This is a genomic window from Saccharothrix ecbatanensis, assembly GCF_014205015.1.
GTDB classification, from domain to species: Bacteria; Actinomycetota; Actinomycetes; order Mycobacteriales; family Pseudonocardiaceae; genus Actinosynnema; species Actinosynnema ecbatanense.
On sequence record NZ_JACHMO010000001.1, the window covers coordinates 2,581,922 to 2,602,910 of the forward strand.

General features: G+C 71.5%; 24 protein-coding genes. 18 read left to right on the forward strand and 6 right to left on the reverse strand.

The features are described 5' to 3' along the window. Nucleotides 1-26 precede the first annotated feature (26 nt). The 6 genes from F4560_RS11120 to F4560_RS11145 all read left to right on the forward strand — a co-directional run bounded on the left by F4560_RS11120 (nucleotide 27) and on the right by F4560_RS11145 (nucleotide 4,952). Nucleotides 27-500, forward strand: coding sequence for a GNAT family N-acetyltransferase (locus F4560_RS11120; RefSeq protein ID WP_312869113.1), 474 nt, complete (start codon nucleotides 27-29; stop codon nucleotides 498-500). Then, the gene (locus F4560_RS11125; protein ID WP_184919226.1) at nucleotides 497-1,273 is read left to right on the forward strand and encodes an aminoglycoside phosphotransferase family protein; all 777 of its coding nucleotides are present in this window, start codon (nucleotides 497-499) and stop codon (nucleotides 1,271-1,273) included. Before F4560_RS11120 ends, F4560_RS11125 begins: the two co-directional genes overlap by 4 nt. 38 nt (nucleotides 1,274-1,311) lie before the next feature. After that, the gene (locus F4560_RS11130; RefSeq protein ID WP_184919228.1) at nucleotides 1,312-2,121 is read left to right on the forward strand and encodes a DUF3097 domain-containing protein; all 810 of its coding nucleotides are present in this window, start codon (nucleotides 1,312-1,314) and stop codon (nucleotides 2,119-2,121) included. A gap of 40 nt (nucleotides 2,122-2,161) precedes the next feature. Next, on the forward strand, nucleotides 2,162-2,587 hold the full coding sequence (locus F4560_RS11135; protein WP_312869115.1) for an NfeD family protein: 426 nt from the start codon (nucleotides 2,162-2,164) through the stop codon (nucleotides 2,585-2,587). A gap of 69 nt (nucleotides 2,588-2,656) precedes the next feature. Continuing rightward, nucleotides 2,657-3,856, forward strand: a complete 1,200-nt coding sequence (locus F4560_RS11140) for an SPFH domain-containing protein (RefSeq protein WP_246478312.1) — start codon at nucleotides 2,657-2,659, stop codon at nucleotides 3,854-3,856. 112 nt (nucleotides 3,857-3,968) lie between these two features. Then, a complete protein-coding gene (locus F4560_RS11145; RefSeq protein WP_184919231.1) occupies nucleotides 3,969-4,952 on the forward strand; it encodes a hypothetical protein in 984 nt (327 codons plus the stop codon). A gap of 153 nt (nucleotides 4,953-5,105) precedes the next feature. On the opposite strand, the gene F4560_RS11150 is transcribed toward F4560_RS11145, so the two are convergent. Both F4560_RS11150 and F4560_RS43490 read right to left on the reverse strand, forming a co-directional pair. Next, a complete protein-coding gene (locus F4560_RS11150) occupies nucleotides 5,106-6,482 on the reverse strand; it encodes an amidase family protein (protein WP_184919233.1) in 1,377 nt (458 codons plus the stop codon). Nucleotides 6,483-6,571: 89 nt separating this feature from the next. Continuing rightward, nucleotides 6,572-6,943 (reverse strand): DUF1707 SHOCT-like domain-containing protein, encoded by a 372-nt coding sequence (locus F4560_RS43490; RefSeq protein ID WP_221483451.1) that lies wholly within the window; start codon nucleotides 6,941-6,943, stop codon nucleotides 6,572-6,574. Nucleotides 6,944-7,042: 99 nt separating this feature from the next. Between F4560_RS43490 and F4560_RS11160 the strand changes: the two genes are divergently transcribed. Together F4560_RS11160 and F4560_RS11165 are read left to right on the forward strand one after the other, a co-directional pair. After that, nucleotides 7,043-7,924, forward strand: coding sequence for a pentapeptide repeat-containing protein (locus F4560_RS11160; RefSeq protein ID WP_184919235.1), 882 nt, complete (start codon nucleotides 7,043-7,045; stop codon nucleotides 7,922-7,924). A 310-nt stretch (nucleotides 7,925-8,234) separates the two neighbouring features. Next, nucleotides 8,235-8,831, forward strand: a complete 597-nt coding sequence (locus F4560_RS11165; RefSeq protein WP_184919237.1) for a TetR/AcrR family transcriptional regulator — start codon at nucleotides 8,235-8,237, stop codon at nucleotides 8,829-8,831. A gap of 36 nt (nucleotides 8,832-8,867) precedes the next feature. On the opposite strand, the gene F4560_RS46085 is transcribed toward F4560_RS11165, so the two are convergent. Next, nucleotides 8,868-9,794: a ferredoxin family protein gene (locus tag F4560_RS46085; protein ID WP_184919239.1), complete on the reverse strand. Its 927-nt coding sequence runs from the start codon at nucleotides 9,792-9,794 to the stop codon at nucleotides 8,868-8,870. 223 nt (nucleotides 9,795-10,017) lie between these two features. On the opposite strand from F4560_RS46085, the gene F4560_RS11175 reads away from it, so the two are divergent. Further along, a complete protein-coding gene (locus F4560_RS11175) occupies nucleotides 10,018-10,731 on the forward strand; it encodes an SDR family oxidoreductase (protein WP_184919241.1) in 714 nt (237 codons plus the stop codon). Here F4560_RS11175 and map read toward each other — a convergent pair. Further along, nucleotides 10,691-11,485: a type I methionyl aminopeptidase gene (map, locus tag F4560_RS11180; protein ID WP_184919243.1), complete on the reverse strand. Its 795-nt coding sequence runs from the start codon at nucleotides 11,483-11,485 to the stop codon at nucleotides 10,691-10,693. The genes F4560_RS11175 and map overlap by 41 nt on opposite strands. 46 nt (nucleotides 11,486-11,531) lie before the next feature. Between map and F4560_RS11185 the strand changes: the two genes are divergently transcribed. Beyond that, nucleotides 11,532-11,789: a helix-turn-helix domain-containing protein gene (locus F4560_RS11185; protein ID WP_184919245.1), complete on the forward strand. Its 258-nt coding sequence runs from the start codon at nucleotides 11,532-11,534 to the stop codon at nucleotides 11,787-11,789. Nucleotides 11,790-11,793: 4 nt separating this feature from the next. Further along, nucleotides 11,794-12,399 carry a class I SAM-dependent methyltransferase gene (locus tag F4560_RS11190; RefSeq protein WP_184919247.1) on the forward strand — a complete coding sequence of 202 codons (606 nt, stop codon included), beginning with the start codon at nucleotides 11,794-11,796 and terminating at the stop codon, nucleotides 12,397-12,399. A gap of 107 nt (nucleotides 12,400-12,506) precedes the next feature. On the opposite strand, the gene pip is transcribed toward F4560_RS11190, so the two are convergent. Further along, on the reverse strand, nucleotides 12,507-13,454 hold the full coding sequence (pip, locus tag F4560_RS11195; protein WP_184919249.1) for a prolyl aminopeptidase: 948 nt from the start codon (nucleotides 13,452-13,454) through the stop codon (nucleotides 12,507-12,509). A gap of 42 nt (nucleotides 13,455-13,496) precedes the next feature. On the opposite strand from pip, the gene F4560_RS11200 reads away from it, so the two are divergent. After that, nucleotides 13,497-14,060 (forward strand): MarR family winged helix-turn-helix transcriptional regulator, encoded by a 564-nt coding sequence (locus F4560_RS11200; RefSeq protein WP_312869125.1) that lies wholly within the window; start codon nucleotides 13,497-13,499, stop codon nucleotides 14,058-14,060. Here the strand turns inward: F4560_RS11200 and F4560_RS11205 are convergent. Next, nucleotides 14,051-14,989 (reverse strand): helix-turn-helix transcriptional regulator, encoded by a 939-nt coding sequence (locus F4560_RS11205; protein ID WP_184919251.1) that lies wholly within the window; start codon nucleotides 14,987-14,989, stop codon nucleotides 14,051-14,053. The genes F4560_RS11200 and F4560_RS11205 overlap by 10 nt on opposite strands. Nucleotides 14,990-15,085: 96 nt before the next feature. On the opposite strand from F4560_RS11205, the gene F4560_RS11210 reads away from it, so the two are divergent. The 6 genes from F4560_RS11210 (at nucleotide 15,086) to ligD (F4560_RS11235) (ending at nucleotide 20,857) form a co-directional block, all read left to right on the forward strand. Then, nucleotides 15,086-15,484: a VOC family protein gene (locus F4560_RS11210; RefSeq protein ID WP_184919253.1), complete on the forward strand. Its 399-nt coding sequence runs from the start codon at nucleotides 15,086-15,088 to the stop codon at nucleotides 15,482-15,484. A 672-nt stretch (nucleotides 15,485-16,156) separates the two neighbouring features. Then, on the forward strand, nucleotides 16,157-16,447 hold the full coding sequence (locus F4560_RS11215) for a putative quinol monooxygenase (protein WP_184919255.1): 291 nt from the start codon (nucleotides 16,157-16,159) through the stop codon (nucleotides 16,445-16,447). A gap of 57 nt (nucleotides 16,448-16,504) precedes the next feature. Further along, entirely contained in the window at nucleotides 16,505-17,476 is a 972-nt protein-coding gene (locus tag F4560_RS11220) for a tyrosine-type recombinase/integrase (protein WP_184919257.1), read from the forward strand. A 99-nt stretch (nucleotides 17,477-17,575) separates the two neighbouring features. After that, nucleotides 17,576-18,481 carry a non-homologous end joining protein Ku gene (gene ku, locus F4560_RS11225; RefSeq protein WP_184919259.1) on the forward strand — a complete coding sequence of 302 codons (906 nt, stop codon included), beginning with the start codon at nucleotides 17,576-17,578 and terminating at the stop codon, nucleotides 18,479-18,481. 17 nt (nucleotides 18,482-18,498) lie between these two features. Beyond that, nucleotides 18,499-19,962, forward strand: coding sequence for a non-homologous end-joining DNA ligase (gene ligD / locus F4560_RS11230; RefSeq protein WP_184919261.1), 1,464 nt, complete (start codon nucleotides 18,499-18,501; stop codon nucleotides 19,960-19,962). Next, complete coding sequence (gene ligD / locus F4560_RS11235; RefSeq protein WP_184919263.1) at nucleotides 19,952-20,857, forward strand: non-homologous end-joining DNA ligase; 906 nt, start codon at nucleotides 19,952-19,954, stop codon at nucleotides 20,855-20,857. Before ligD (F4560_RS11230) ends, ligD (F4560_RS11235) begins: the two co-directional genes overlap by 11 nt. Nucleotides 20,858-20,989: the final 132 nt, after the last annotated feature.

Here is a 20,989-nt window from a genome sequence, read left to right on the forward strand (position 1 = left end):
GGGGGTGTCCGGTGTCTACTTGCCGGGTGGACATCGAACTGCGCGAGGTGACCGCGGCCGACGTGCTGGTGTTCTTCGAGCACCAACGCGATCCGGAGGCCGTGCGGATGGCCGCGTTCACGTCGTCCGACCCGTCGGACCGGGCGGCGTTCCTGGTGCGGTGGGCGCGGTTCCTGGCGGACGACTCGGCGGTGGCGCGGACGGTGGTGTTCGACGGCCGGGTGGTGGGGCACGTGGGGCGGTTCGCGCAGTTCGGTGAGCCCGAGGTGACGTACTGGATCGATTCCGAGTACTGGGGCATGGGGTTGGCCACGGCGGCGTTGCAGCTGTTCCTGGACGAGGACCCGGTGCGTCCGCTGTACGCGCGGGCGGCGGTGGACAACCTGGGGTCGCTGCGGGTGCTGGAGAAGTGCGGGTTCGTCGCGGTCGGCGAGGACGTCGGGTTCGCGGAGGGGCGGGGCGAGGACGTGGAGGAGTTCATCCTGAGGCTGGACCGGTGACGTCGCTGGAGACGCGCATGGTGCGGCGGTTCGGCGACGGGGTGCGGTCGTGGCTGGACGGGTTGCCGGCGCTGGTGGCGGGGTTGTGCCGGGACTGGGGCCTGGAGGTGGTGCGGCCGATGTCGGGCGGCACGTCGCACGCGCTGCTGTGCGAGCGCGATGGGGTGCCGGTGGTGCTGAAGGTGACGCCGGAGCCGCTGCTCGCGGTGCAGGAGCACGCGGCGCTGCGGGCGTGGGAGCCGTCGCCGCGGATGGTGCGGGCGCTGCGGGTGGATCCCGCGCGGGGCGCGCTGCTGCTGGAGGGCCTGGTGCCGGGCACACCCGTGCAGGACGGGCCGGGGCCGGCCGGTTCGGGGCTGGCGGAGGTGCTGCGGGCGTTGCACATCCCGCCGCCGGAAGGGTTCCCGCCGTTGGCGGAGCGGGTGGACTTCGTCTTCGGCCTGCTGCGCACACGGCATCCGGGTGATCACGACGCCGCGCACGCGAAGGCTGCGGCGTTGGCGCGCGACCGGGTGACGGCGACGTTGCTGCACGGAGACCTGCACTTCGGGAACGTGCTGGACGCGGGCGAGCGAGGGCTGGTGGCGATCGATCCGCGGCCGTGCGTGGGTGACCCGGCGGTCGACGCGGTCGACTTCGCCTACGCGTCCCCGGACCTGCGCGACGGGATCGAACGCTGGTCGTCGGTGGTGGACGGCGACCGGTTGGCGGCGTGGTGCGGCGTGTTCGCCGGGTTCTTCCCCGATCATCCGTCGGTCGCCGGCACGGCGTAGCCGCGTTCTGTCGTGGGGGGCGGGTAACGTCGCCGGCCGTGCGATCACACGACTACGGCCGCGACGTGCTGTCGGGCCGCAAGCGCAGGACGGTGCCCGAGGTGGTGGCCGAGGTCGGGCTGGTGGCGGAGGACCCGGCGTCGGGGTTCTGCGGCGCGGTGGTGCGGTTCGAGCACGGGCAGGTGGTGCTGGAGGACCGGCACGGCCGGCGCCGGCTGTTCCCGCTGCTGCCGGCGGGGTTCCTGGTGGACGGCCGGCCGGTGACGCTGGTGCGGCCCGCGCCCACCGCCGCCGCACCGGCGCGCACGGCGTCCGGCTCGGTGAAGGTCGAGGGTCTGCGGGCCCGCACGGCACGTGACAGCCGCATCTGGGTGGAGGGCCTGCACGACGCGGAGCTGGTGGAACGCGTGTGGGGCCACGACCTGCGGGTGGAGGGCGTCGTGGTGGAGCCGCTGGACGGGGTGGACGAGCTGGCGGACCGGATCGCGGACTTCGGCACCGGCCCGGGGCGGCGGCTGGGCGTGCTGGTGGACCACCTGGTGGCGGGCAGCAAGGAGTCACGGCTGGTGTCCGCGATCGACGACGACCACGTCCTCGTCACCGGTCACCCGTTCGTGGATGTGTGGCAGGCGGTGAGACCGGCGTCGGTGGGGATCGCGGCGTGGCCGGTGGTGCCGCGCGGCGTGCCGTGGAAGGAAGGGGTGTGCGAGGCGCTGGGCTGGGGCGAGCCGTGGGAGGGGTGGCGTCGGGTGCTGGCCGGTGTGTCGGGGTTCCGGGACCTGGAGACGCCGTTGATCGGCGCGGTGGAGCGGCTGATCGATTTCGTGACCGATCCCGGGGTCGGGTGAAACAGCCCCCGAGGGGCGGTCGGGGTGGGAGGATGGACGGGTGGCCGCGCTGATCTGGTTGGTCCTCGGTGTCGTCCTGGTGGCGGCCGAGGTTCTGTCGGGCGACTTCGTGCTGGTCATGTTGGGTCTGGCCGCGTTCGGCGCGGCGGGCGCGTCGGCGTTGGGCGCGGACGTGCTGGTCAGCGCGATCGTGTTCGGCGTGGTGTCGCTGGGGTTGGTGGCGGGCGCGCGTCCCGCGATCAAGCGGCGGATGGCGCTGGGCACGGGCCACCGGTCGGGCGTCGAGGCCCTGGTGGGCAGCACGGCGATCGTGGTGTCCACTGTGGACGGCCACGACGGTAGGGTGCGGATCGGCGGCGAGGTGTGGTCGGCGCGGTCGTTGGACCGCGAAGTCATCGAGCCCGGCGCCGAAGTCACAGTTGTCGAGATCTCGGGCGCGACCGCAGTGGTGCTGTCCGGGGCCTGAGTGGAGGCTGGAGAGTTGACCACCACGCTGATCGTCATCGCGGTCCTGGTGCTGTTCGTGTTGATAGTCATGGTGAAGTCGGTGCTGGTGATCCCGCAGGCCACGGCCGCGGTGATCGAGCGGCTGGGCCGCTACCGCACCACCGCCGCGCCGGGGTTGAACATCCTGGTGCCGTTCTTCGACCGGGTGCGGGCCAAGATCGACCTGCGGGAGCAGGTGGTGTCGTTCCCGCCGCAGCCGGTGATCACCAAGGACAACCTGACCGTGTCGATCGACACCGTCGTGTACTTCCAGGTGACGGATCCTCGGTCGGCGGTGTACGAGATCTCGAACTACATCGTGGGTGTGGAGCAGTTGGCGACCACGACGCTGCGCAACGTGGTGGGCGGGATGAGCCTGGAGGAGACGCTGACGTCCCGCGACCAGATCAACAACCAGCTGCGCGGTGTGCTGGACGAGGCGACGGGCCGCTGGGGCATCCGGGTGGCGCGGGTGGAGTTGAAGGCGATCGACCCGCCGCCGTCCATCCAGGACTCGATGGAGAAGCAGATGCGCGCGGACCGGGAGAAGCGCGCGATGATCCTGACCGCGGAGGGTCAGCGGGAGTCGGCGATCAAGACCGCCGAGGGCCAGAAGCAGGGGCAGATCCTGTCCGCGGAGGGCGCGAAGCAGGCGGCGATCCTGACCGCGGAGGCGGAGCGGCAGTCGGCGATCCTGCGGGCGCAGGGCGAGCGGGCGGCCCGGTACCTCCAGGCGCAGGGTCAGGCGAAGGCGATCGAGAAGGTGTTCGCGGCGATCAAGGCGGGCAAGCCGACGCCGGAGGTGCTGGCCTACCAGTACCTCCAGACGTTGCCGCAGATGGCGCAGGGCGACGCGAACAAGGTGTGGCTGGTGCCGTCGGACTACGGCAAGGCGCTGGAGGGGTTCGCGCGGATGCTGGGCACGCCGGGCGAGGACGGGGTGTTCCGCTACGAGCCGCCGGCCTACGAGAAGCCGGAGACGTCCGCGCCGGAGGAGGACGACCCGGCGGTGGCGGACTGGTTCGACACGGCGCCGGATCCGGCGGTGGCCGAGGCGGTGCGCGCGGCGGAGGCGGTGGCGCGCAAGGAGGTGCCGGGTCCGTTGGAGAGCTCGTCGGCGCCTTCGGTCCCGCCGGCTTCTTCGCTGGGGCAGGGTTCTCCGGGGCGGGGTTCGCTCGGGCAGGGTGCGACGCCGGCGCGTGAGGTGGAGTCCGGGGAGGCCGAGCCTCCGCGTTCGCCGCACGAGTGATCTTGGACATGCCTGGGAGGGCGTCGGCGTGATCGCCGGCGCCCTTCGGCGTGTTCGGGGGGTTGTAGGCGGGTGACGGGCGTCCGGCCGGGCGTCGCCGGGGAGGGTCGGCGTGCGGTTGGATGTCGCGGTGGATCCCTTACCCGGTCGTGCGGCGGCTGCGCTGTCCCGTGTCGACGTTCCGTGGCCCGCGCGGTGGGACGAGCTGGCGTCGGTGGTGGCGGACCTGTCCGTCCTGGTGCGGGGTGGCCCGGGGGCGCGGGTGGTGGCGCAGGAGCTGGTCGGGGTGTTGGTGGCGGCGGCGCAGGACCGTGAGCTGCGGGACCGTGAGCACCGGGTGGCGTTGGCCGGGTTGGTGGACCGGGTGTTGGACCTGCACGCGGTGGCGTGTCTGGCGGAGCCGCCGGACGGGCGTGGGTTGGCGTCGTGGCTGCTGTGGCTGCAGACGGGGTTCGCCGAGCCGCCGGAGGTGCGGTTGGCGCCGTACGCGTCGTCGTTGGGCGAGGACGGGTTGGCGTGGTACCGGGCGGAGGCGGTGGCGCGGTTCGAGCGGCTGCCGGTGATCGGGTTCGGGGAGACCGGGCGTTACGACCGGGAGCGGTGGGCGTTGTTGCGGCTGATGGAGGAGTTGGCCGAGCACTGCGGTGACGTGGACCTGCAGGTGTCGGTGCTGTCGAAGGACCTGTCGTCGGGCTGGCACTACTTGCAGGTGGCGACGGTGCTGCGGGACGCGGGCCGGTCGGGCGAGGCGCTGGAGTGGGTGGAGCGCGGCCTGGTGGCGACGGGTGGGCGTGGCGCGGCGCTGCGGTTGGTGGACCTGGGTGTGGACGAGTGCCTGCGTGCGGGGTGGGTGGAGCGGGCGGTGGAGTTGCGGCGGCGGGCGTTCCTGGCGTGTCCGGGGGTGGAGACCTACACGCGGTTGCGGGCGGCGGCGTCGGCGTGGGGTGACTGGCCGGCGGTGCGTGCCGAGGTGTTGGCGCGGGTGGGTGACGGTGTGGACGACGCGTTGCGGCAGGTGGTCGCGGCGGAGTCGGGAGGGGCCGAGTCCGGCGGGGCGGAGTCGGGCGCGGCCGGAACCCGCGATTCCCGTGCCTGAGTGTGCGGCTCGCGGTGCCTCACCGGACGACCTGCGCGGGTGTGCGGTGTTCTGAGCGTTGAATTCGGGGGTCCTGAACGTAGGACACGGTGGTCCTGAAGGTACGACTCGCGCGTTCTGAACGTAGGACTCACGCGGGGCAGGGGGCGGGGGTCAGGGGTAGGCGGGTGGGCGGCGGTCGGTCCAGGGGCGGGCGCGTTCGAGCTGGCCGGCGGCGGTGAGGACGGTGGCGTGGTCGTCGGTGGCGGCTACCAGCTGCACGGCGAGGGGCAGGCCGGTTCGGGTGTGGCCGGCGGGGACGGCGGCGGCGGGGTTGCCGGTGACGTTCCACAGCGGCAGGAACGTGGTCATGCGGGCGGCGGCGAGCAGCGCGGCGATGGTGGGCAGGCGGCCGAGTTCGCCGATGCGCAGCGGCGGCCGGGTGAGCGCCGGGGTGAGCAGCACGTCGTGGTCGGCGAAGATCCGGTTGGCGTGCTCGGTGAGCTTCGCGGTCCGGGCGAGCGCGGCGCGGACGACCGGCGCGGGCAGCGACCGGCCGAGGGCGGCGACGGCGCGGGTGCGGGCGTCGAGCCGGTCGGGCCGGTCGAGCCGCTGTTCGGTGGTGACGGCGCAGTGCAGGTAGCGCACGGCGAACCAGGCGGGCCCGGTGAGATCGTGCTGGTCCAGGTCGACGCGGGTGACGTCGTGGCCGAGGTCGGCGAGCAGCCCGGCGGTGTCGAGAACTGCGTCGCGCGCTTCGGGGTCGACGGGGATGCCGCGCCCCCAGGTGCGCAGGGACACGGCCACGCGCAGCGTCCGCTGCTCGGTGACCGCGGCGGTGTGGTCGGTGCCGGGTACGAGGACGTCGAGCAGCAGGGCGGCGTCGGCGACGTGGCGGGTGATGGGTCCGGCGGCGACGAGGCCGTTCCACACGTCGCGGTCGGGGGCGAGCGGGACGTGGTCGCGTTGGGGTTTGATCCCGAACAGGCCCGTGCACGCGGAGGGGATGCGGATGGACCCGGCGCCGTCAGTGCCGATGGCGGCACCGACGAAGCCCGCGGCGACGGCGGCTGCCGATCCGCCGCTGGACCCGCCCGGCGAGTGCTCGGGTGACCAGGGGTTGCGGGTGGCGCCGGCCCAGGTGGACTCGGTGTGGGGCCAGAGGCCGAGTTCGGGCATGCGGGTGCGGCCGACGATGACGGCTCCGGCGTCGCGGAGGCGTCGGACGATCTCGGCGTCGGCGGGTGCGGTGGTGTCGACGGCGGCGGTGCCCTTGGTGGTGGGCAGCCCGGCGATCGCGATGTCCTCCTTGACCGCGACGGGCACGCCGAGCAGGGGCGCGTCCTCGCCCCGGGCGCGGCGGGCGTCGGCGTGCTCGGCTTCGGCGAGGGCGCGGTCGGTGAACACGATCCGGAACGCGTTGAGCGCGCGGTCGTGCCGGTCGATGCGGCGCAGGCATTCGGCGACGAGGTCGCGTGCGGTGAGCGCGCCGGACCGCAGCAGCTCGGCCTGTCGGGCGGCGCCCGCGAAGCACGCGTCGGTCAGGTCCATGTGCGGACTCTAGGGCAGGAGCGGGGTGCGCGTGATCCGCTGACCCGGCAACGGGATCGGAGTCCCGAGGGGATCAAGATCACAGTGGCTCAGGCGTGGTGGAGGCGGCGCCGTTGGACGCCCCGGTAGATCAGGAACCCGATGAGGAGGACGGGCCACGGGAACGGGAGGGGCGAGGCGATCCAGGCGACGGTGACCAGCAGGAGGATCACCGGCACCAGGGGTGGGCGGCGCCGCGCGGGCGGGGTGGGCGGCGCCGGCGGGACGGGGAGGTCCGCGGTGAGCAAGGCGAGGTCGTGGTGGTGGACGGCGGTGTAGGCGGCGGCGATGCGCTCGTCGGCCTCGGCCAGCGTGAGGCGGCCTTCGCCGACGGCGTCACGCAGTCGGGCGGCGATGTGTTCACGGTCGGTGTCCGAGGCGCGCAGTGCAGTGGCGGCCGGTCGGGCTTGTGGCGTGGTCATGCCCTCGATGGTCCGCTCGGGCGGCTGTCTCGGCGTCGGGTGGGAAGCGGTGACGGGGGATACGTCCGTCGACGTACGCGTGGGGGCATGATCGGGGGTATGTCCTCGTGGCTCGTGCCGTTGGCGGTGGCGTTGGTCGTCGTCTGGGTGGTCGTGCGTCATGTGCGCGCGTCGCACTCCGACACGTTGCTGGACGAGCACGCCCGGCGGCGGGTGGGACCGGACGCGGTGGCCCCGGCGGCGGTGTCGGTGTGGCGGGAGGCCAACCGGCTGTTCCGGGCGGGCGAGACGGAGGGCTTGCTGCTGCTGGCCGAGATCGGCCGGCAGGTGCCGCGACGGCGGCAGGCGGTGGTGGACACGTGGCTGGCGGCGTTGCGCGGCGGGGTGAGCCTGGGGCTGGACGCGCCGTGGCGCACGGCGGTGCAGCGGGAGTTGGTGGCGCACCTGCGGCCGGGTGACGACTTCTGGCCGGGGATGGACCTGGTGGCGCCGGGCGCGATCCTGGTGGACCTGGACCTGTCGGGGTGCCGGGTCCGCCGGGTGGAGCTGGTGGGCGCGGTGTTCCTGGGTGACGCGCGGTTCGAGGCGACGACGGTGACGGGCGACGCGGACTTCGCGGGCGCCCGGTTCCTGCGGCACGCGCTGTTCACGGACGTGTTGTTCGCGCGGTCGGCGTCGTTCGGGTCGGTGGTGTTCACGGGCAACGTGTCGTTGCGGTCGGCGCAGGTGGCGAACCAGCTGGTGTTCGCGCGGGCGAAGGTGTCGGGCCGGGCGGACCTGCGCCACGCCGAGGTGTCGGGTCTGGCGGATTTCCGGCACGTGCTGTTCGGCGGGCGGGCGCTGTTCGGCGACGTGGTGTTCCACCAGGACGCCTGGTTCCGGCATGCGTGGTTCCGGGGCCGGACCGATGTCGGGTCGGCGTTGATCGGGGAGGCGGCGGAGTTCGGCAACGCCCGCTTCGGCCGCCGAGTCCTCCAGTAGGGCACGGCAGGTCCTTCAGTAGGCCTTCAGTGGGGCACGGCAGCCGGCGATACGCAGGGCAGGTAAGGCCGTGGTGCAAGTGGGGCGGGCCGTGGGGCGAGTAGGCAGGGCAGGGCAGTGCGGCGCGTGAGCAGGGCCGTGGGCGAGTGGGCAGGACCGTGGGACGAGTAGGTGTCAGGGCGGTCGGGCCGGTGGGGTTCGTCGGCGCCGACGGCGCGGGGTGCGGCGATGTGCGCGCGGTTGGGGTGGCGGACGGAACTGATCAGGTGGTGGCGGTGGGTCTCGTGGGATGGGCTAGGGTCCCGTCCCCGTGACGAGCCGTCGGGACCTGCTGTGCGACTGTGCGATCTCGGTGTTGGCGGCGGAGGGCGGTCGCGGGTTGACGCACCGGGCCGTCGACCGGGCGGCCGGGGTGCCGGAGGGCACGACGAAGAACTACTTCCCGTCGCGCGACGCGCTGTTGGAGGCGGCGGCGGGGCGGATGACGGCCTCGCACGCGGCGGCGGTGCGGCGGTTGCGGGAGACGACTCCGGTGGGCATCTCGCCGGCGCAGGTGGCGGAGCTGTACCCGGCGTTGCTGCGGCGCGCGGTGGTCGAGGATCCGACGCAGCTGTTGGCGATGGTGGAGCTGTATCTGGAGGCGGTGCGGCGGCCGGGGGTGCGGGCGGCGCTGGGGCGGATGGCGGTGTCCAACGCGGAGGCCGGCGCGGGTCTGCACGCGGCGGCGGGGTTGTCGAGCACGGCGCGGGACGCGGGGCTGTTGGACGCGTACTTCCTGGGTGTGGCCGTGTCGTTGTTGGCGTTGCCCGCGGAGGCGTTGGGGGCGGTCGGGTTGGACGATCCGCACGCGCTGGGGTTGGGGCTGTTCCACGCCGCGGTGCCGGGGTCGACGGCCCCTGCCGGGTGAAACGTCGGCCGGGTGGGCGTCGGGCAAGGGTGGGTGTCAGGCGACGGGGACGAGGTCCTCGACGGCGGTGACGACGAGTGCGGTGTCCCGGGTGGGGGTCGCGCCGCAGCTCGCGGGCCGGGCGGCCGGGAGGTCCCGGGTGTCGACGGTGACGCGCCAGGACCGGCCGTCGGTGTGGTGGACGGTCGTGTGACGGTCACTCCCGCCGTGGCCCGAGGCGTCGGTGTCGTGGTGGACGGTGAGCACGTCGCGGTGTTCGCCGATGTGATCGCGGACGGCGAGTTCGGCGGCCTGCCCGTGCGGTGTGTGGGTGGACCGGCCGCGGCAGCGTTCGGTGACGACGTGCCCGACGGCGGCCTGGTCGAGCAGCCGGGCGGCGAACGCGGTGTCGAGGCGGCCGTAGAGGTACCCGGTGGGCAGCAGCACGCCCGTGGGCGCGAAACGGTGGCCTCCGGTGTGCGTGCACTCCCACACGGCGCCGGGACGCGCGGACGCGAGCTCTTCCACGAGCGGACGGCCGCGCAGCGCGCAGCACACGTCACGACGGCTGTTGGTGCACACGAACAGCAGCGGCGCGGTCACGGGGACACCGAAACCGGTGGACCGGCCCGCGCCGAGCGCGGCGAAGTCGAGGTCCAGCAGCGCTTCCGGATCGGCGACGTCGGTCTGCTCGAGCCACGGACGACCCGGCGTGGTGGCGGCGAGGAACACGCGGCGCGGGGCGTCGTGGTGGGTGTCGGCGTGCCGGCCGGGGCGACGGATCAGCAGCACCCGGACCCCGGTGGCGGCGGCGCGGCGGGCGAGCTCCGCGCCGAGCACGGGGTCCAGGCGGCTCTGGGTGAGGGCGTCGCGTCCCCACGGCCCGGGCTGCTCCAGGCAGACCCACCCGGTGGCGGTGGTGGCGGTGCCCGCCTCGGGCTCCCCGATGTCGGCGGAGATCGCGGCGCAGCGCGGCTCGGTCACAGTCCCAGAGTGCCCTGGGGACGCCGTTCGTGTGACACCGGGGTTCGGGTTCACGCATCAGGGTGACCGTCCGGTGGCGGTCCGTGCACGTCGACACGGCAGGGAATCGTCACGAACGGGCCGACGCCGCGCGGGCAGGGGCGGGACGTAGGTTCGGCGTCATGGTGATCACAAGGTCGACCGCAATCGGGCCCACGCCCGGGAACAACGCGGAGGTGACGGCGTGGCGGGTCTGATCGTGGTGACCGGCGGCAGCCGGGGCATCGGCGCGGCGGTCGTGCGGCGGGTCGCCGCGGACGGCCACCGGGTGGTGCTCGGCTACCGCGCCGCGACCGCCGAGGCCGAGGCGTTGGCCGAGGAGGTCGGCGGGGTCGCGGTGCGGGTCGAGGTGTCCGACGAGCACGACGTGGACGCCCTGTTCGACACCGCCGCCCGCCTCGGCCAGGTGACCGGGGTGGTGATCAACGCCGGGATCACCAGCCCGGTCGGCACGCTCGCCGAACTGCGCACCGAGGACCTGCGCCGCGTGGTCGACGTGAACGTCGTCGGAGCGCTGCTGTGCGCCCGACGCGCCGCCCGCGACCTGGTCGAAGGCGGGTCGATCGTCTCGGTGTCGTCCGCGGCGGCCACCCTGGGATCACCGGGGGAGTACGTGCACTACGCGGCGAGCAAGGCCGCCGTCGACGCGATGACCGTGGGCCTGGCCAAGGAGCTGGGGCCACGCGGGATCAGGGTGAACGCCGTCGCGGCCGGCACGGTCCGCACCTCGATCCACGAGCTGTCCGGCGTGCCGGACCGGCCCGACCGGGTCGCGTCACGCATCCCGCTGGGCCGACCCGGCGAACCGGAGGAGATCGCCGAGGCCGTGGCGTGGCTCCTGGGCGACGCCGCCTCGTTCACGACCGGAGCGGTGCTACGGGTTGCCGGGGGGCTGTGAGCACCCGAGGCCCGTCCTCCGTGACGGCGACGCTGTGCTCCACGTGCGCCGCACGGCTGCCGTCCACGGTGTGCAGCCCCCACCCGTCCTCGCCCGCGTAGTACCCGTCCCGACCGCCCGCGTGGAACATCGGCTCGATCGCGATCGCCATCCCCGGCCGCAGCGTCAGACCACGCCCCGGCTTGCCCTCGTTCGGCACACCGGGCGCCTCGTGCATCTCCCGGCCGATGCCGTGACCGCCGAAGTCCGACGGCATCCCGTAGCCCGCGGCACGGCAGATCACGCCGATCGCGTGCGACACGTCCCCGATCCGCGCACCCGGCACCGCGGCGGCGATCCCCGCCTCCAACGCGCGCCGGGCCGTGTCGATGAGCAGCAGGTCGGCCGGGTCCGCCTCGCCGACGACGAAGCTGATCGCCGAGTCGCCGTGCCAGCCGTCGAGGTGCGCCCCGCAGTCGATGCTGACCAGGTCGCCGTCGCGCAGCCGGTAGCCGTCCGGGATGCCGTGCACGATGAGGTCGTTCACCGAGGCGCAGATGACGCCCGGGAACGGGGTCGGCGCGAACGACGGCCGGTAGTGCAGGAACGACGACCCGGCGCCCGCGTCGCGGATCACCTGGTGCGCCACCTCGTCCAGCTCCAGCAGGGAGACCCCGACCCGGGCGTGGTCGCGGACCGCCGCCAGCGCGTCGGCCACCACGACGCCGGCGGCACGCATCGCGTCCAGTTCGCCGGGGCTCTTCAACTCGATCACCACATGCTCCCAACCGTGATAGTAATACCGGTATTACTATCACAGCATGGTCCGACAGCCACTCACCCCGTCCGACCGCGAACGAGGCGAACGCCTCGGCGAGATCCTCCGCCTCGCACGCGGACCACGCAGCATGGTCGACGTCGCCGCCACAGCCGGCATCTCGGTCGAAACCCTCCGCAAAATCGAACGCGGCCGCGTGCCCACACCCGCCTTCTTCACCGTCGCCGCCCTCTGCGAAGCCGTCGGACTCTCACTCGACGCGCTGTCCCGCGCCCTCGAACCCCAACGGCTGTCGGCCTGATCCGATGCACGAGTTCGTCCGCGCCGCGACCACCCCGCGGCCGGTGCCGCTCACACCCGACATCGTCCTGCACACCGCCGACGACCTCATCACCCTCTGGGAACGCACCGGCACACCCGAACCCCCGTTCTGGGCGTTCCCCTGGGCCGGCGGCCAGGCACTCGCCCGCCACATCCTCGACCACCCCGACCTCGTCGCCGGCCGCCGCGTGCTCGACCTCGCCTCCGGCTCCGGCCTGGTCGCCGTAGCCGCCGCCCGCGCCGGCGGACACGTCACCGCCAACGACATCGACCCCGTCGCCATCACCCTCAACGCCCACGCCAACGACGTCACCGTCACCATCGCCACCGGCGACCTCCTCGACACCACCCCCGACGTCGACGTCCTCCTCGCCGGCGACGTCTTCTACGACCGCGACATGGCCGCCCGCGTCGAACCGTTCCTCCTCGCCGCCCACCGCCGCGGCATCCTCGTCCTCGTCGGCGACCCCCAGCGCAGCTTCATGCCCCGCGACTGGACCCGCGTCGACGCCTTCCCCGTCCCGGTGCCCCACGACCTGGAAGGCGTCGACATCAAGACCACCACCGTGTGGCGGCCCGCCACTACCTGACCATGCCCACGAACTCCACCCAGTAGAACCGGGCCGACGCCCCGCCATGCCGGGCACCCCGGCCACCCGCTACGCCCGCGCCACACCCGGGACACGCGACCCCTGACCTACAGGCGATACGCGAACCCGTCCGTCGCCGCCAGCACCGCCTCACCCATCCCCGGATCCGTCGCCGCGTGCGACGCCCCCCGCACCACCACCAACTCCGCGTCCGGCCACACCTGCGCCAACTCCCACACCGTCCCCAACGGCAACTGCAAGTCCAACCGACCGTGCACCAACACCGCCGGAATCCCGTGCAACCGCTCCACGTCCCGCAACACCCGACCGTCCTCCAACCACGCCCCGTGCCGGAAGTAGTGCGCCGTCAACCGCGCGAACGCCATCTGCCACACCGGATCCGACATCCGCGGTCCCGCCCGGTGATCCGGGTGCACCGACAGGATCGACGCCTCCCAGTCCGTCCAGTCCGTCGCCGCCTTCACCCGCACCACCGGATCAGGCGAATTCAGCAGCGCGTCGTACGCCTCCACCGGATCCGCCGCACCCTCACCCGCGCCCCGCCGGAACCTCGCCCACTGCTCCGGGAACAACATGCCCAGCCCGTTGTACAACCAGTGCAACTCACGACGCCGGGCCGTCATCACCGCGACCAGCACCATCTCGCTCACCCGATGCGGGAACAACTCCGCGTAGTGCAGACCCAGCGTCGTTCCCCACGACGCGCCGAACACCATCCACCGATCGACACCCAGGTGCTCCCGCAACCGCTCGATGTCCGCCACCAGGTGCGCGGTCGTGTTCACCGACAGATCCGTCGAGTACTCGCTCGCGTGCGGCAGACTCCGACCACTCCCACGCTGGTCGAACAACACGATCCGGTACGCCGCCGGGTCGAACCGCCGCCGGACGTCGGGGGAGCAGCCCGTACCCGGACCACCGTGCAGGCACACCACCGGCTTCCCCTCCGGATTCCCGCACACCTCCCAGTAGACGAGGTTGCCGTCCCCGACGTCCAGCATCCCGTGCTCGTACGGCTCGATCTCCGGGTACATCGGCACTCCTCGGATATGCAACAGTGCTGTTACATTAGGGGAGTGGACCACCGACCCGCACCCGAATTCCTCGGCACCCGCCTACGCCACCTGCTCGACCTCCTCGACAGCGGCGTCGCCCGCGTCTACACCGACCTCGGCCTACCGGGCTTCCGACCCCGCTACACCCCGGTCATCCGCCTCGTACACACCGGGGGACCGCAGTCCATCCGCGACCTCGCCAACACCATCGGCGTCACCCACTCCGCCGTCAGCCAGACCGTCAACCAGATGCGCCGCGACGGACTCGTCGACCTCCGACCCGGCGACGACGCCCGCCAACGCATCGTCCACCTCACCGACCACGCCCGCGCCATCCTGCCCACCCTCGACGCCGAATGGCAGGCCACCACCGCCGCCGCCCGAACCCTCGACGCCGAACTGCCCCACCCCCTCACCGACCTCGTCGCCGCAGCCCTCGAAGCACTGGGGGAGCGGCCCATGCACGACCGCATCCACGACCACCTCCAGCCGGACCGCACACCACTCCCGACCCAGCCGCCGACTCAGCCCGGTCAGCCGTCGCCGGACCAGCCACCGGGTCAGCCGCAGCCTGGTCAGCCGTAGCGCGCCACCAACTCCGAGCCCAACCGCGCCAACTCAGCCCGCACCCCGTCCGACTCCACCACCTCCACCAGCGCACCCCACCCCGCCAACACCTGGGCGATCATCAGGGGAGCAGGCGCCGACAACCGCAACCGCGCCCGACCGTCCACGTCCTCCAACACCTCACAGTGCCGCCCGAACTGATCCCGCAACACCGACACGTACCGCGCCTCGACCGACACCACCGCCGACACCGTCGACCGCCGACGCTCCACCTCGGACACCACCCGGTCCCACGCCGCAGACAGGTCGAAATCCGCCGGACGCGCGAACACCTCGTCCGTCACCCGCGCCGACACCACCCGATCCACCCGGAACGTCCGCTCACCCGCACCCGTCCCCGCCACGAGGTACCAGACCTCGTCCTTGTCCACCAACCCCCACGGCTCCACCACCCGCTCCGACCGCGACCGCCCACGCCCCTCGTACACCAACTCCACCCGCAGACGCCGCACCACCGCCTCCTGCAACACCTCCACCAACCCCGGCCGGTCACGACCCACCGCACCCCACCCGGCCACGTCCACCACCACCGCGTCCGCCGCCGCCTGAGCACCCTCCCGGAACGTCTCCGGCAACGCCCGCACCAACTTCCGCAACGCCGCCCGCACCTCCGGCGACCCCGCCGCCGCAGGCCCCACCAACAGGAACAACGCCTGCGCCTCCGACGACGTCAACCCACTCAGATCCGTCCGCGCACGCCCCACCAACCGCCAACCACCACCACGACCCGGCTGCGGGTACACCGGCACACCAGCCGCCGACAACGCCTCCAGATCCCGACGCGCCGTCGCCAACGACACCTCGAGCTCACCGGCCACCTCGGCCGCCGTCACCTGCCCCCGCGCCTGCATCAACAGGAGAGTGGCCACCAACCGGTCCGCACGCATGGCCCCAGTCTCCCCGGAAAAGTGCTCACACCGTGAGCACTTTGACCGCCAGAGTGGGAACCAACAGCGAACGAACGACCGGAAAGAGGAACCACCATGCTCCGCGGACTCACCACCACCAGCTTCTTCGCCGACGACCTCGACGCCGCGGCCGCCTGGTACACCGAGTTCTTCGGCATCGAGCCGTACTTCAAGGTCCCCGGCGGCTACATCGAGTTCCGGATCGGGGACTACGAGCACGAGTTCGGCATCGTCAAGAGCGACTACGCGCCGCACGACGTGCACAGCGGCCCGGCCGGGGCGATCACGTACTGGGCCGTGGACGACCTCCAGGCCACGCTGGACCGGCTCGCCGAACTCGGCGCCAAGCCGCACGACGAGCCGAAGGTGCGGGGCGAGGGTTACGTCACCGCCAGCGTGGTCGACCCGTTCGGCAACGTCCTGGGCGTGATGGCGAACGCGCACTACTTCGAGATGCTGGGGAAGCGGTCCTGAACCCGCTACTTAACATAATGTAGATTATCGGCGTTACGGACGACCCGGTGAGCAGGGGTTGAAAGCACGGCACAGACCATCCACACAGGCCGAACACATCGTTCCGCACACGCCGCCGTCGACCGTCCCGCCGCGCCGCCCGCGCGCACTGCCACGGCAAGCCGTCGCACCAACGACGCCACGGTGCCGGGCGGCCGATACGGACCGGCGAGCCCGAGGGGCCCCACACCGGGGCGCGGACGGGCATCCGCTCACACCACCGTAGAAACGTCACAGTGACGGATCACCGGTGGTGTGAGCGGATGTCGAGCCCGACGCGCACGCCGGACCCGCCGTCGAAGTCGATCACCAGAGGCCGCCTGGAGGGCCTGAGCGCTCGGCAGGTCGTCACTGACTCGACTGGCCACCGGCGCGCGACCTGCCAACGGCGGCACGCATGCACACGTGCGCGTTCGAAGGGCTGAGTCGGCCGCCGGCGTGACGTCCGAGAGGGGTAATCCCCCAGTCGGGGCCCGAACCCCTTCCAGCCCCTTCCGGACCTCCTTTTGATGGATAATGGCGATTATCCATCAAATGATCTTGAGTGCGGGGGATCGGGACCGATGAGTTCGTGGTCGCCGCTGCGTACACACCTTCGTAGGCAGTCATCGCGTACTACGGAAGGTGTCCCCAGTGTTGATCATTGCCGGTTTCCTGGAGGTCGACCCGGATCGGCGCGACGCGTTCGTCGCCGCTCACGTGGATCTGGTGCGTCGGGCCCGCCGCTCCCCCGGGTGTCTCGACCTGGCCATCACCGCCGATCCGGTGGACCCCGGTCGGGTGAACAACTTCGAGCGCTGGGCGTCCCGTGCTGAGTTGGAGGCGTGGCGTGCGGTGGCGGGGGCGCCGGACATGGGGATCGAGATCGTCGGTGGTGACGTGATGGAGTACGGCGTGAGCGGGGTTCGTCCGGTGTTCGGCTGAGCGCCGTCGTGGGTTCCGTCGCGGGTTTTGTCGGTGGGGTGCGGTAGGAAGATCGACATGCTGGTGCTTGCCGCTCAGGAGTCGTTCTTCCTCGCTCGTCGTCCGCGGAAGGATTCGCCGCACACGACGGCGGCGTATCGGCGTGATCTGGCTGGTGTGACGGTGTTGCTGGCGGAGGTGACGGGTACTCCCCCGGCTCGGTTGGAGATCTCGGATCTGACGGGGCGGAACCTGCGTGAGGCGTTCGGGGTGTTCGCGGATTCGCATGCGAAGTCGTCGGTGTTGCGGGCGTGGTCGACGTGGAACCAGTTTTTGACGTTCTGCGTGGCGGAGGATCTGGTGCCGGGGAATCCGATGGGTGCGGTGGCGCGGCCGAAGACGCCTCCGTTGACGCCGAAGCCGTTGCGGGGTGAGGACACGCCGGAGCGGTTGTTGGCGGCTGCGGCGGAGGGGGCGCGGAAGGGGCGTGATCCGTGGCCTGAGCGTGATGTGCTGGTGTTGGCGTTGGGTCTGGTGGCGGGGTTGCGGTCGGCGGAGATGCGGACGTTGACGTTGGCGTCGGTGGTGGGCCGGCCGGGTGAGCGTCGGTTGCACGTGGTGGGCAAGGGGAATCGGGATCGGTCGGTGCCGATCGAGTCGGCGATGGATCGGATCATCGAGCAGTACCTGGTGTCGTGTCGGCGGCGTTTTCCGCAGGCGCGGTTCGATCGGGGGTCGGCGTTGGTGCGTGATCGGCATGGTGAGCCGATCGGTCGGGGTGGGTTGGAGTATCTGGTGCGGTCGTGTTTCCGGTGGGCGGGGTTGCACGATCGGGTGCCGTCGGGGGCGAATCTGCACGCGTTGCGGCACACGTTCGCGACGCGGTTGGCGGAGGACGGCGCGTCGGCGTCGGAGATCATGGCGTTGTTGGGTCATGCGTCGTTGGCGACGTCGCAGAATTACATCGAGGCGACGGCGCGGGAGCGGCGGGCGGCGGTGGCGGGTAGTCGGACGAATCTGTCGTTGGCGCGGTTGCCGGACCGGGAGTGACGGGTCTCCCCTGGTCCGGTGGTTGCACTCCCCCGGTTCGTTAGCCCGTTCGGGTGACGTGCTAGTGCGGATCGTGCGGTTCGCGGGTAGTCACGTGGCATGAGGTCCGTGTGGCGTGGGGCGATCTCCTTCGGGTTGGTGACGATCGGTGTCCGGTTGTACACGGCCACGGAGGAGCACGACTTCCGGTTCCACCAGGTGCACCGGGAGGACGGTGGGCGCGTCCGGTACAAGCGGGTGTGCCAGGTGTGCGGCGAGGAGGTCGCTTACGCCGACATCGCGAAGGGGTACGAGCTGGACGACGGTCGTGTGGTGGTGATGGACAGCGAGGATTTCGACAAGCTGCCGATCAACACGGATCACGCGATCGACGTGTTGGAGTTCGTGCCGGTCGACGAGGTGGATCCGATTTATTTCCAGAAGTCCTATTATCTGGAGCCGGACAAGGCGGCGACGCGTCCTTATGTGTTGTTGCGGACGGCTTTGGAGCGGAGCGGTCAGCTCGCGGTGGTGAAGATCACGATTCGTCAGCGGGAGACGTTGGCGATGTTGCGGGCGCGTGAGGACTTGTTGGTGATGCACACGATGTTGTGGCCGGATGAGGTGCGGAAGCCTGATTTCGAGTTCCTGGGTTCGGATGTGGATGTGCGTCCGCAGGAGTTGAAGATGGCGTCGTCGTTGGTGGAGAGCATGGCGGGGTCTTTCGATCCGGGTGATTTTTCCGATGATTACACGGTGGCGATGCAGAAGTTGATCGAGGCGAAGGCCGAGGGTGCGGAGGTGCCGGAGCGGCCGGAGGCCGAGGAGGCCGGTGAGGTGATCGACTTGATGACGGCGTTGGAGCGGAGTGTGGAGCAGGCGAAGACGGCGCGTGGGGGGAAGTCGGCGGCGCGGAAGCCTGCGGCGAAGAAGGCTGCTTCGGGGTCGTCGGGGTCTGATGGTTCGTCGTCGTCGTCGTCGTCGTCGCGGAAGGCTCCGGCGAAGAAGAAGGCGAAGCCCGCCTGAGGGCGTGGCGGCGTGGGATGGGTGGGGATCTTTCGGAGTACCGGCGGAAGCGGGTCGTGGGGCGGACGCCGGAGCCGGTGCCGGATGACGGGGTGTTGCCGCGGGGTGGTGATGACACTTTTGTGATCCAGGAGCACCACGCGTCGCGGTTGCATTGGGATGTGCGGTTGGAGCGGGGCGGGGTGTTGGTGTCGTGGGCGGTGCCGAAGGGTTTGCCGGCGGAGCCGGGGACGATCCGGTTGGCGGTGCGCACGGAGGATCATCCGTTGGAGTACGCGTCTTTTTCGGGTGTTATTCCGAAGGGTGAGTACGGCGCGGGTGAGATGTTCATCTGGGATCGCGGTCGGTATGAGACGGTGAAGTGGTCGGACCGCGAGGTGGATGTGGTGTTGCACGGTTCGCGGGTGGAGGGCGAGTTTGTTTTCTTCCGCCGTGAATCGTCCGGTGGTGATTCGTCGTCGGGCGGTAAGGATTGGATGGTGCGGCGGCGGCATGAGGCGGTGCGGCCGGATTGGGTGCCGTTGCCGGAGTTCGTGGCGCCGATGTTGGCGACGGCGGCGGCGGAGTTGCCGCGGCCGGAGTCGCGGTTCGCGTTCGAGTTCAAGTGGGACGGGGTGCGGGCGGTCGCCCGGGTGGAGGGTGGCCGGGTGCAGTTGACGAGTCGTGCGGGCAATGACGTGACGGGGACGTATCCGGAGTTGCAGGGCTTGGGTGCGCAGTTGGGTGCGACGCAGGTGTTGTTGGACGGGGAGATCGTGGCGTTGTCGGGGGGCCGGCCGAGTTTCGGGGCGTTGAAGGAGCGGATGCACGCGTCGGCGGCGCAGGCGCGGCGGTTGGTGGGGCGGGTGCCGGTGACGTTTTTGGTGTTCGACGTGTTGCACCTGGACGGTTCTCCGACGGTGGATCTGCCGTATTCGCGGCGGCGTGAGCTGTTGGAGGGTTTGGGGTTGGGTGGTGCGCACTGGTTGACGCCGAGGGCGTTCCCGGGTCAGGGGGCGGCGGTGTTGGCGGCGAGTCGTGAGCAGGGGTTGGAGGGGGTGGTGGCGAAGCGGCTGGATTCGCGTTATGTGGCGGGTCGGCGGTCGCCGTTGTGGGTGAAGGTGACGGGGGTGTTGACGCAGGAGGTGGTGGTCGGGGGGTGGCGGCCGGGTGCGGGGAAGCGGAGGGGGCTGGTGGGGGCGTTGCTGCTGGGGGTGCCTGAGGGTGAGGGGTTGGTGTTCGCGGGGTCGGTGGGGACGGGGTTCGGTCAGGCGGAGTTGGAGCGGTTGACGGCGCGGCTCGGGGAGTTGGAGGTGGCGGAGTCGCCGTTCGTGTCGGGGGTGCCGCGGGATCGGGCTCGGGGTGCGCGGTGGGTGCGGCCGGTGTTGGTGGGTGAGGTGGCGCATCGGCAGTGGACGGCGGACGGGCGGATGCGGTTTCCGACGTGGCGGGGGTTGCGGCCGGACAAGTCGCCCGGGGAGGTGCGTCGGGTTGACGGGTGACGCGGTGGTGCGGGTGGAGGGGCGTCTGTTGAAGCTGACGAACCTGGAGAAGGTGCTGTATCCGGAGGTGGGGTTCACGAAGGCGGAGGTGATCGACTACTACACGCGGATCGCGCCGGTGTTGTTGCCGCATGTGCGGGATCGGCCGGTGACGTTGCGGCGGTATCCGAACGGGGTGGACGGGAAGTCGTTCTTCGAGAAGAACGTGCCGTCGCACGCGCCGGAGTGGGTGCGGACGGTGCGGGTGGAGACGCCGGGGTCGTCGCGGGGCGCCGAGTTCGCGGATTTCGTGGTGGTGGACGACTTGGCGACGGTGGTGTGGTTGGCGAACCTGGCGGCGTTGGAGTTGCACGTGCCGCAGTGGACGGTGGGTCCGCGGGGTGGTCGGCACTCCCCTGACCTGGTGGTGTTCGACTTGGATCCGGGTGAGCCGGCGACGGTGGTGGAGTGTTGCCGGGTGGCGTGCCGGGTGCGGGAGGTGTTGGTGGCGGATGGGTTGGCGCCGGTGGTGAAGACGAGCGGGTCGAAGGGGTTGCAGGTGTACGCGGCGGTGTCGGTGTCGTCGGCGGAGCGGACGTCGGAGTACGCGAAGGGGGTGGCGCGGCGGTTGGCGGGTGAGGCGCCGGGTGAGGTGGTGTGGCGGATGGCGAAGGCGGAGCGGACGGGGAAGGTGTTGATCGACTGGTCGCAGAACAATCCGGCGAAGACGACGGTGGCGCCGTATTCGTTGCGGGCTCGGGCGCGGCCTTCGGTGTCGGCGCCGGTGCGGTGGGACGAGGTGGAGGCGTGTCGGGTGGTGGAGGACCTGGTGTTCCTGGCTGATGAGGTGCGGGATCGGGTGGCGTCGGAGGGTGACTTGTTCGCGGTGGGGGAAGCGGTGGTGTTGCCGCGTTGAGTGGCGGGCGCGTGTTGAGGCGGGACGTCCCGTTGTTGGAGCGGTTGTGTGAGCTGATGCTGTTCGGCCGGGAGTGGGTGGCGCAGCAGCCGCACGAAGCCCGCATGCGCGGCGACCTGTCCGTGGTGGGCC

Coding starts and splice junctions, on each gene's coding strand:
- F4560_RS11140 (WP_246478312.1), top strand. CDS start 2,657: ATGGTGAAGTCGGTGCTGGTGATCCCGCAGGCCACGGCCGCGGTGATC.
- F4560_RS11150 (WP_184919233.1), bottom strand. CDS start 6,482: ATGGACCTGACCGACGCGTGCTTCGCGGGCGCCGCCCGACAGGCCGAG.
- F4560_RS43490 (WP_221483451.1), bottom strand. CDS start 6,943: ATGACCACGCCACAAGCCCGACCGGCCGCCACTGCACTGCGCGCCTCG.
- F4560_RS11160 (WP_184919235.1), top strand. CDS start 7,043: ATGTCCTCGTGGCTCGTGCCGTTGGCGGTGGCGTTGGTCGTCGTCTGG.
- F4560_RS11185 (WP_184919245.1), top strand. CDS start 11,532: ATGGTCCGACAGCCACTCACCCCGTCCGACCGCGAACGAGGCGAACGC.
- F4560_RS11190 (WP_184919247.1), top strand. CDS start 11,794: ATGCACGAGTTCGTCCGCGCCGCGACCACCCCGCGGCCGGTGCCGCTC.
- pip (WP_184919249.1), bottom strand. CDS start 13,454: ATGTACCCGGAGATCGAGCCGTACGAGCACGGGATGCTGGACGTCGGG.
- F4560_RS11205 (WP_184919251.1), bottom strand. CDS start 14,989: ATGCGTGCGGACCGGTTGGTGGCCACTCTCCTGTTGATGCAGGCGCGG.
- F4560_RS11210 (WP_184919253.1), top strand. CDS start 15,086: ATGCTCCGCGGACTCACCACCACCAGCTTCTTCGCCGACGACCTCGAC.
- F4560_RS11220 (WP_184919257.1), top strand. CDS start 16,505: ATGCTGGTGCTTGCCGCTCAGGAGTCGTTCTTCCTCGCTCGTCGTCCG.
- ku (WP_184919259.1), top strand. CDS start 17,576: ATGAGGTCCGTGTGGCGTGGGGCGATCTCCTTCGGGTTGGTGACGATC.
- ligD (WP_184919261.1), top strand. CDS start 18,499: ATGGGTGGGGATCTTTCGGAGTACCGGCGGAAGCGGGTCGTGGGGCGG.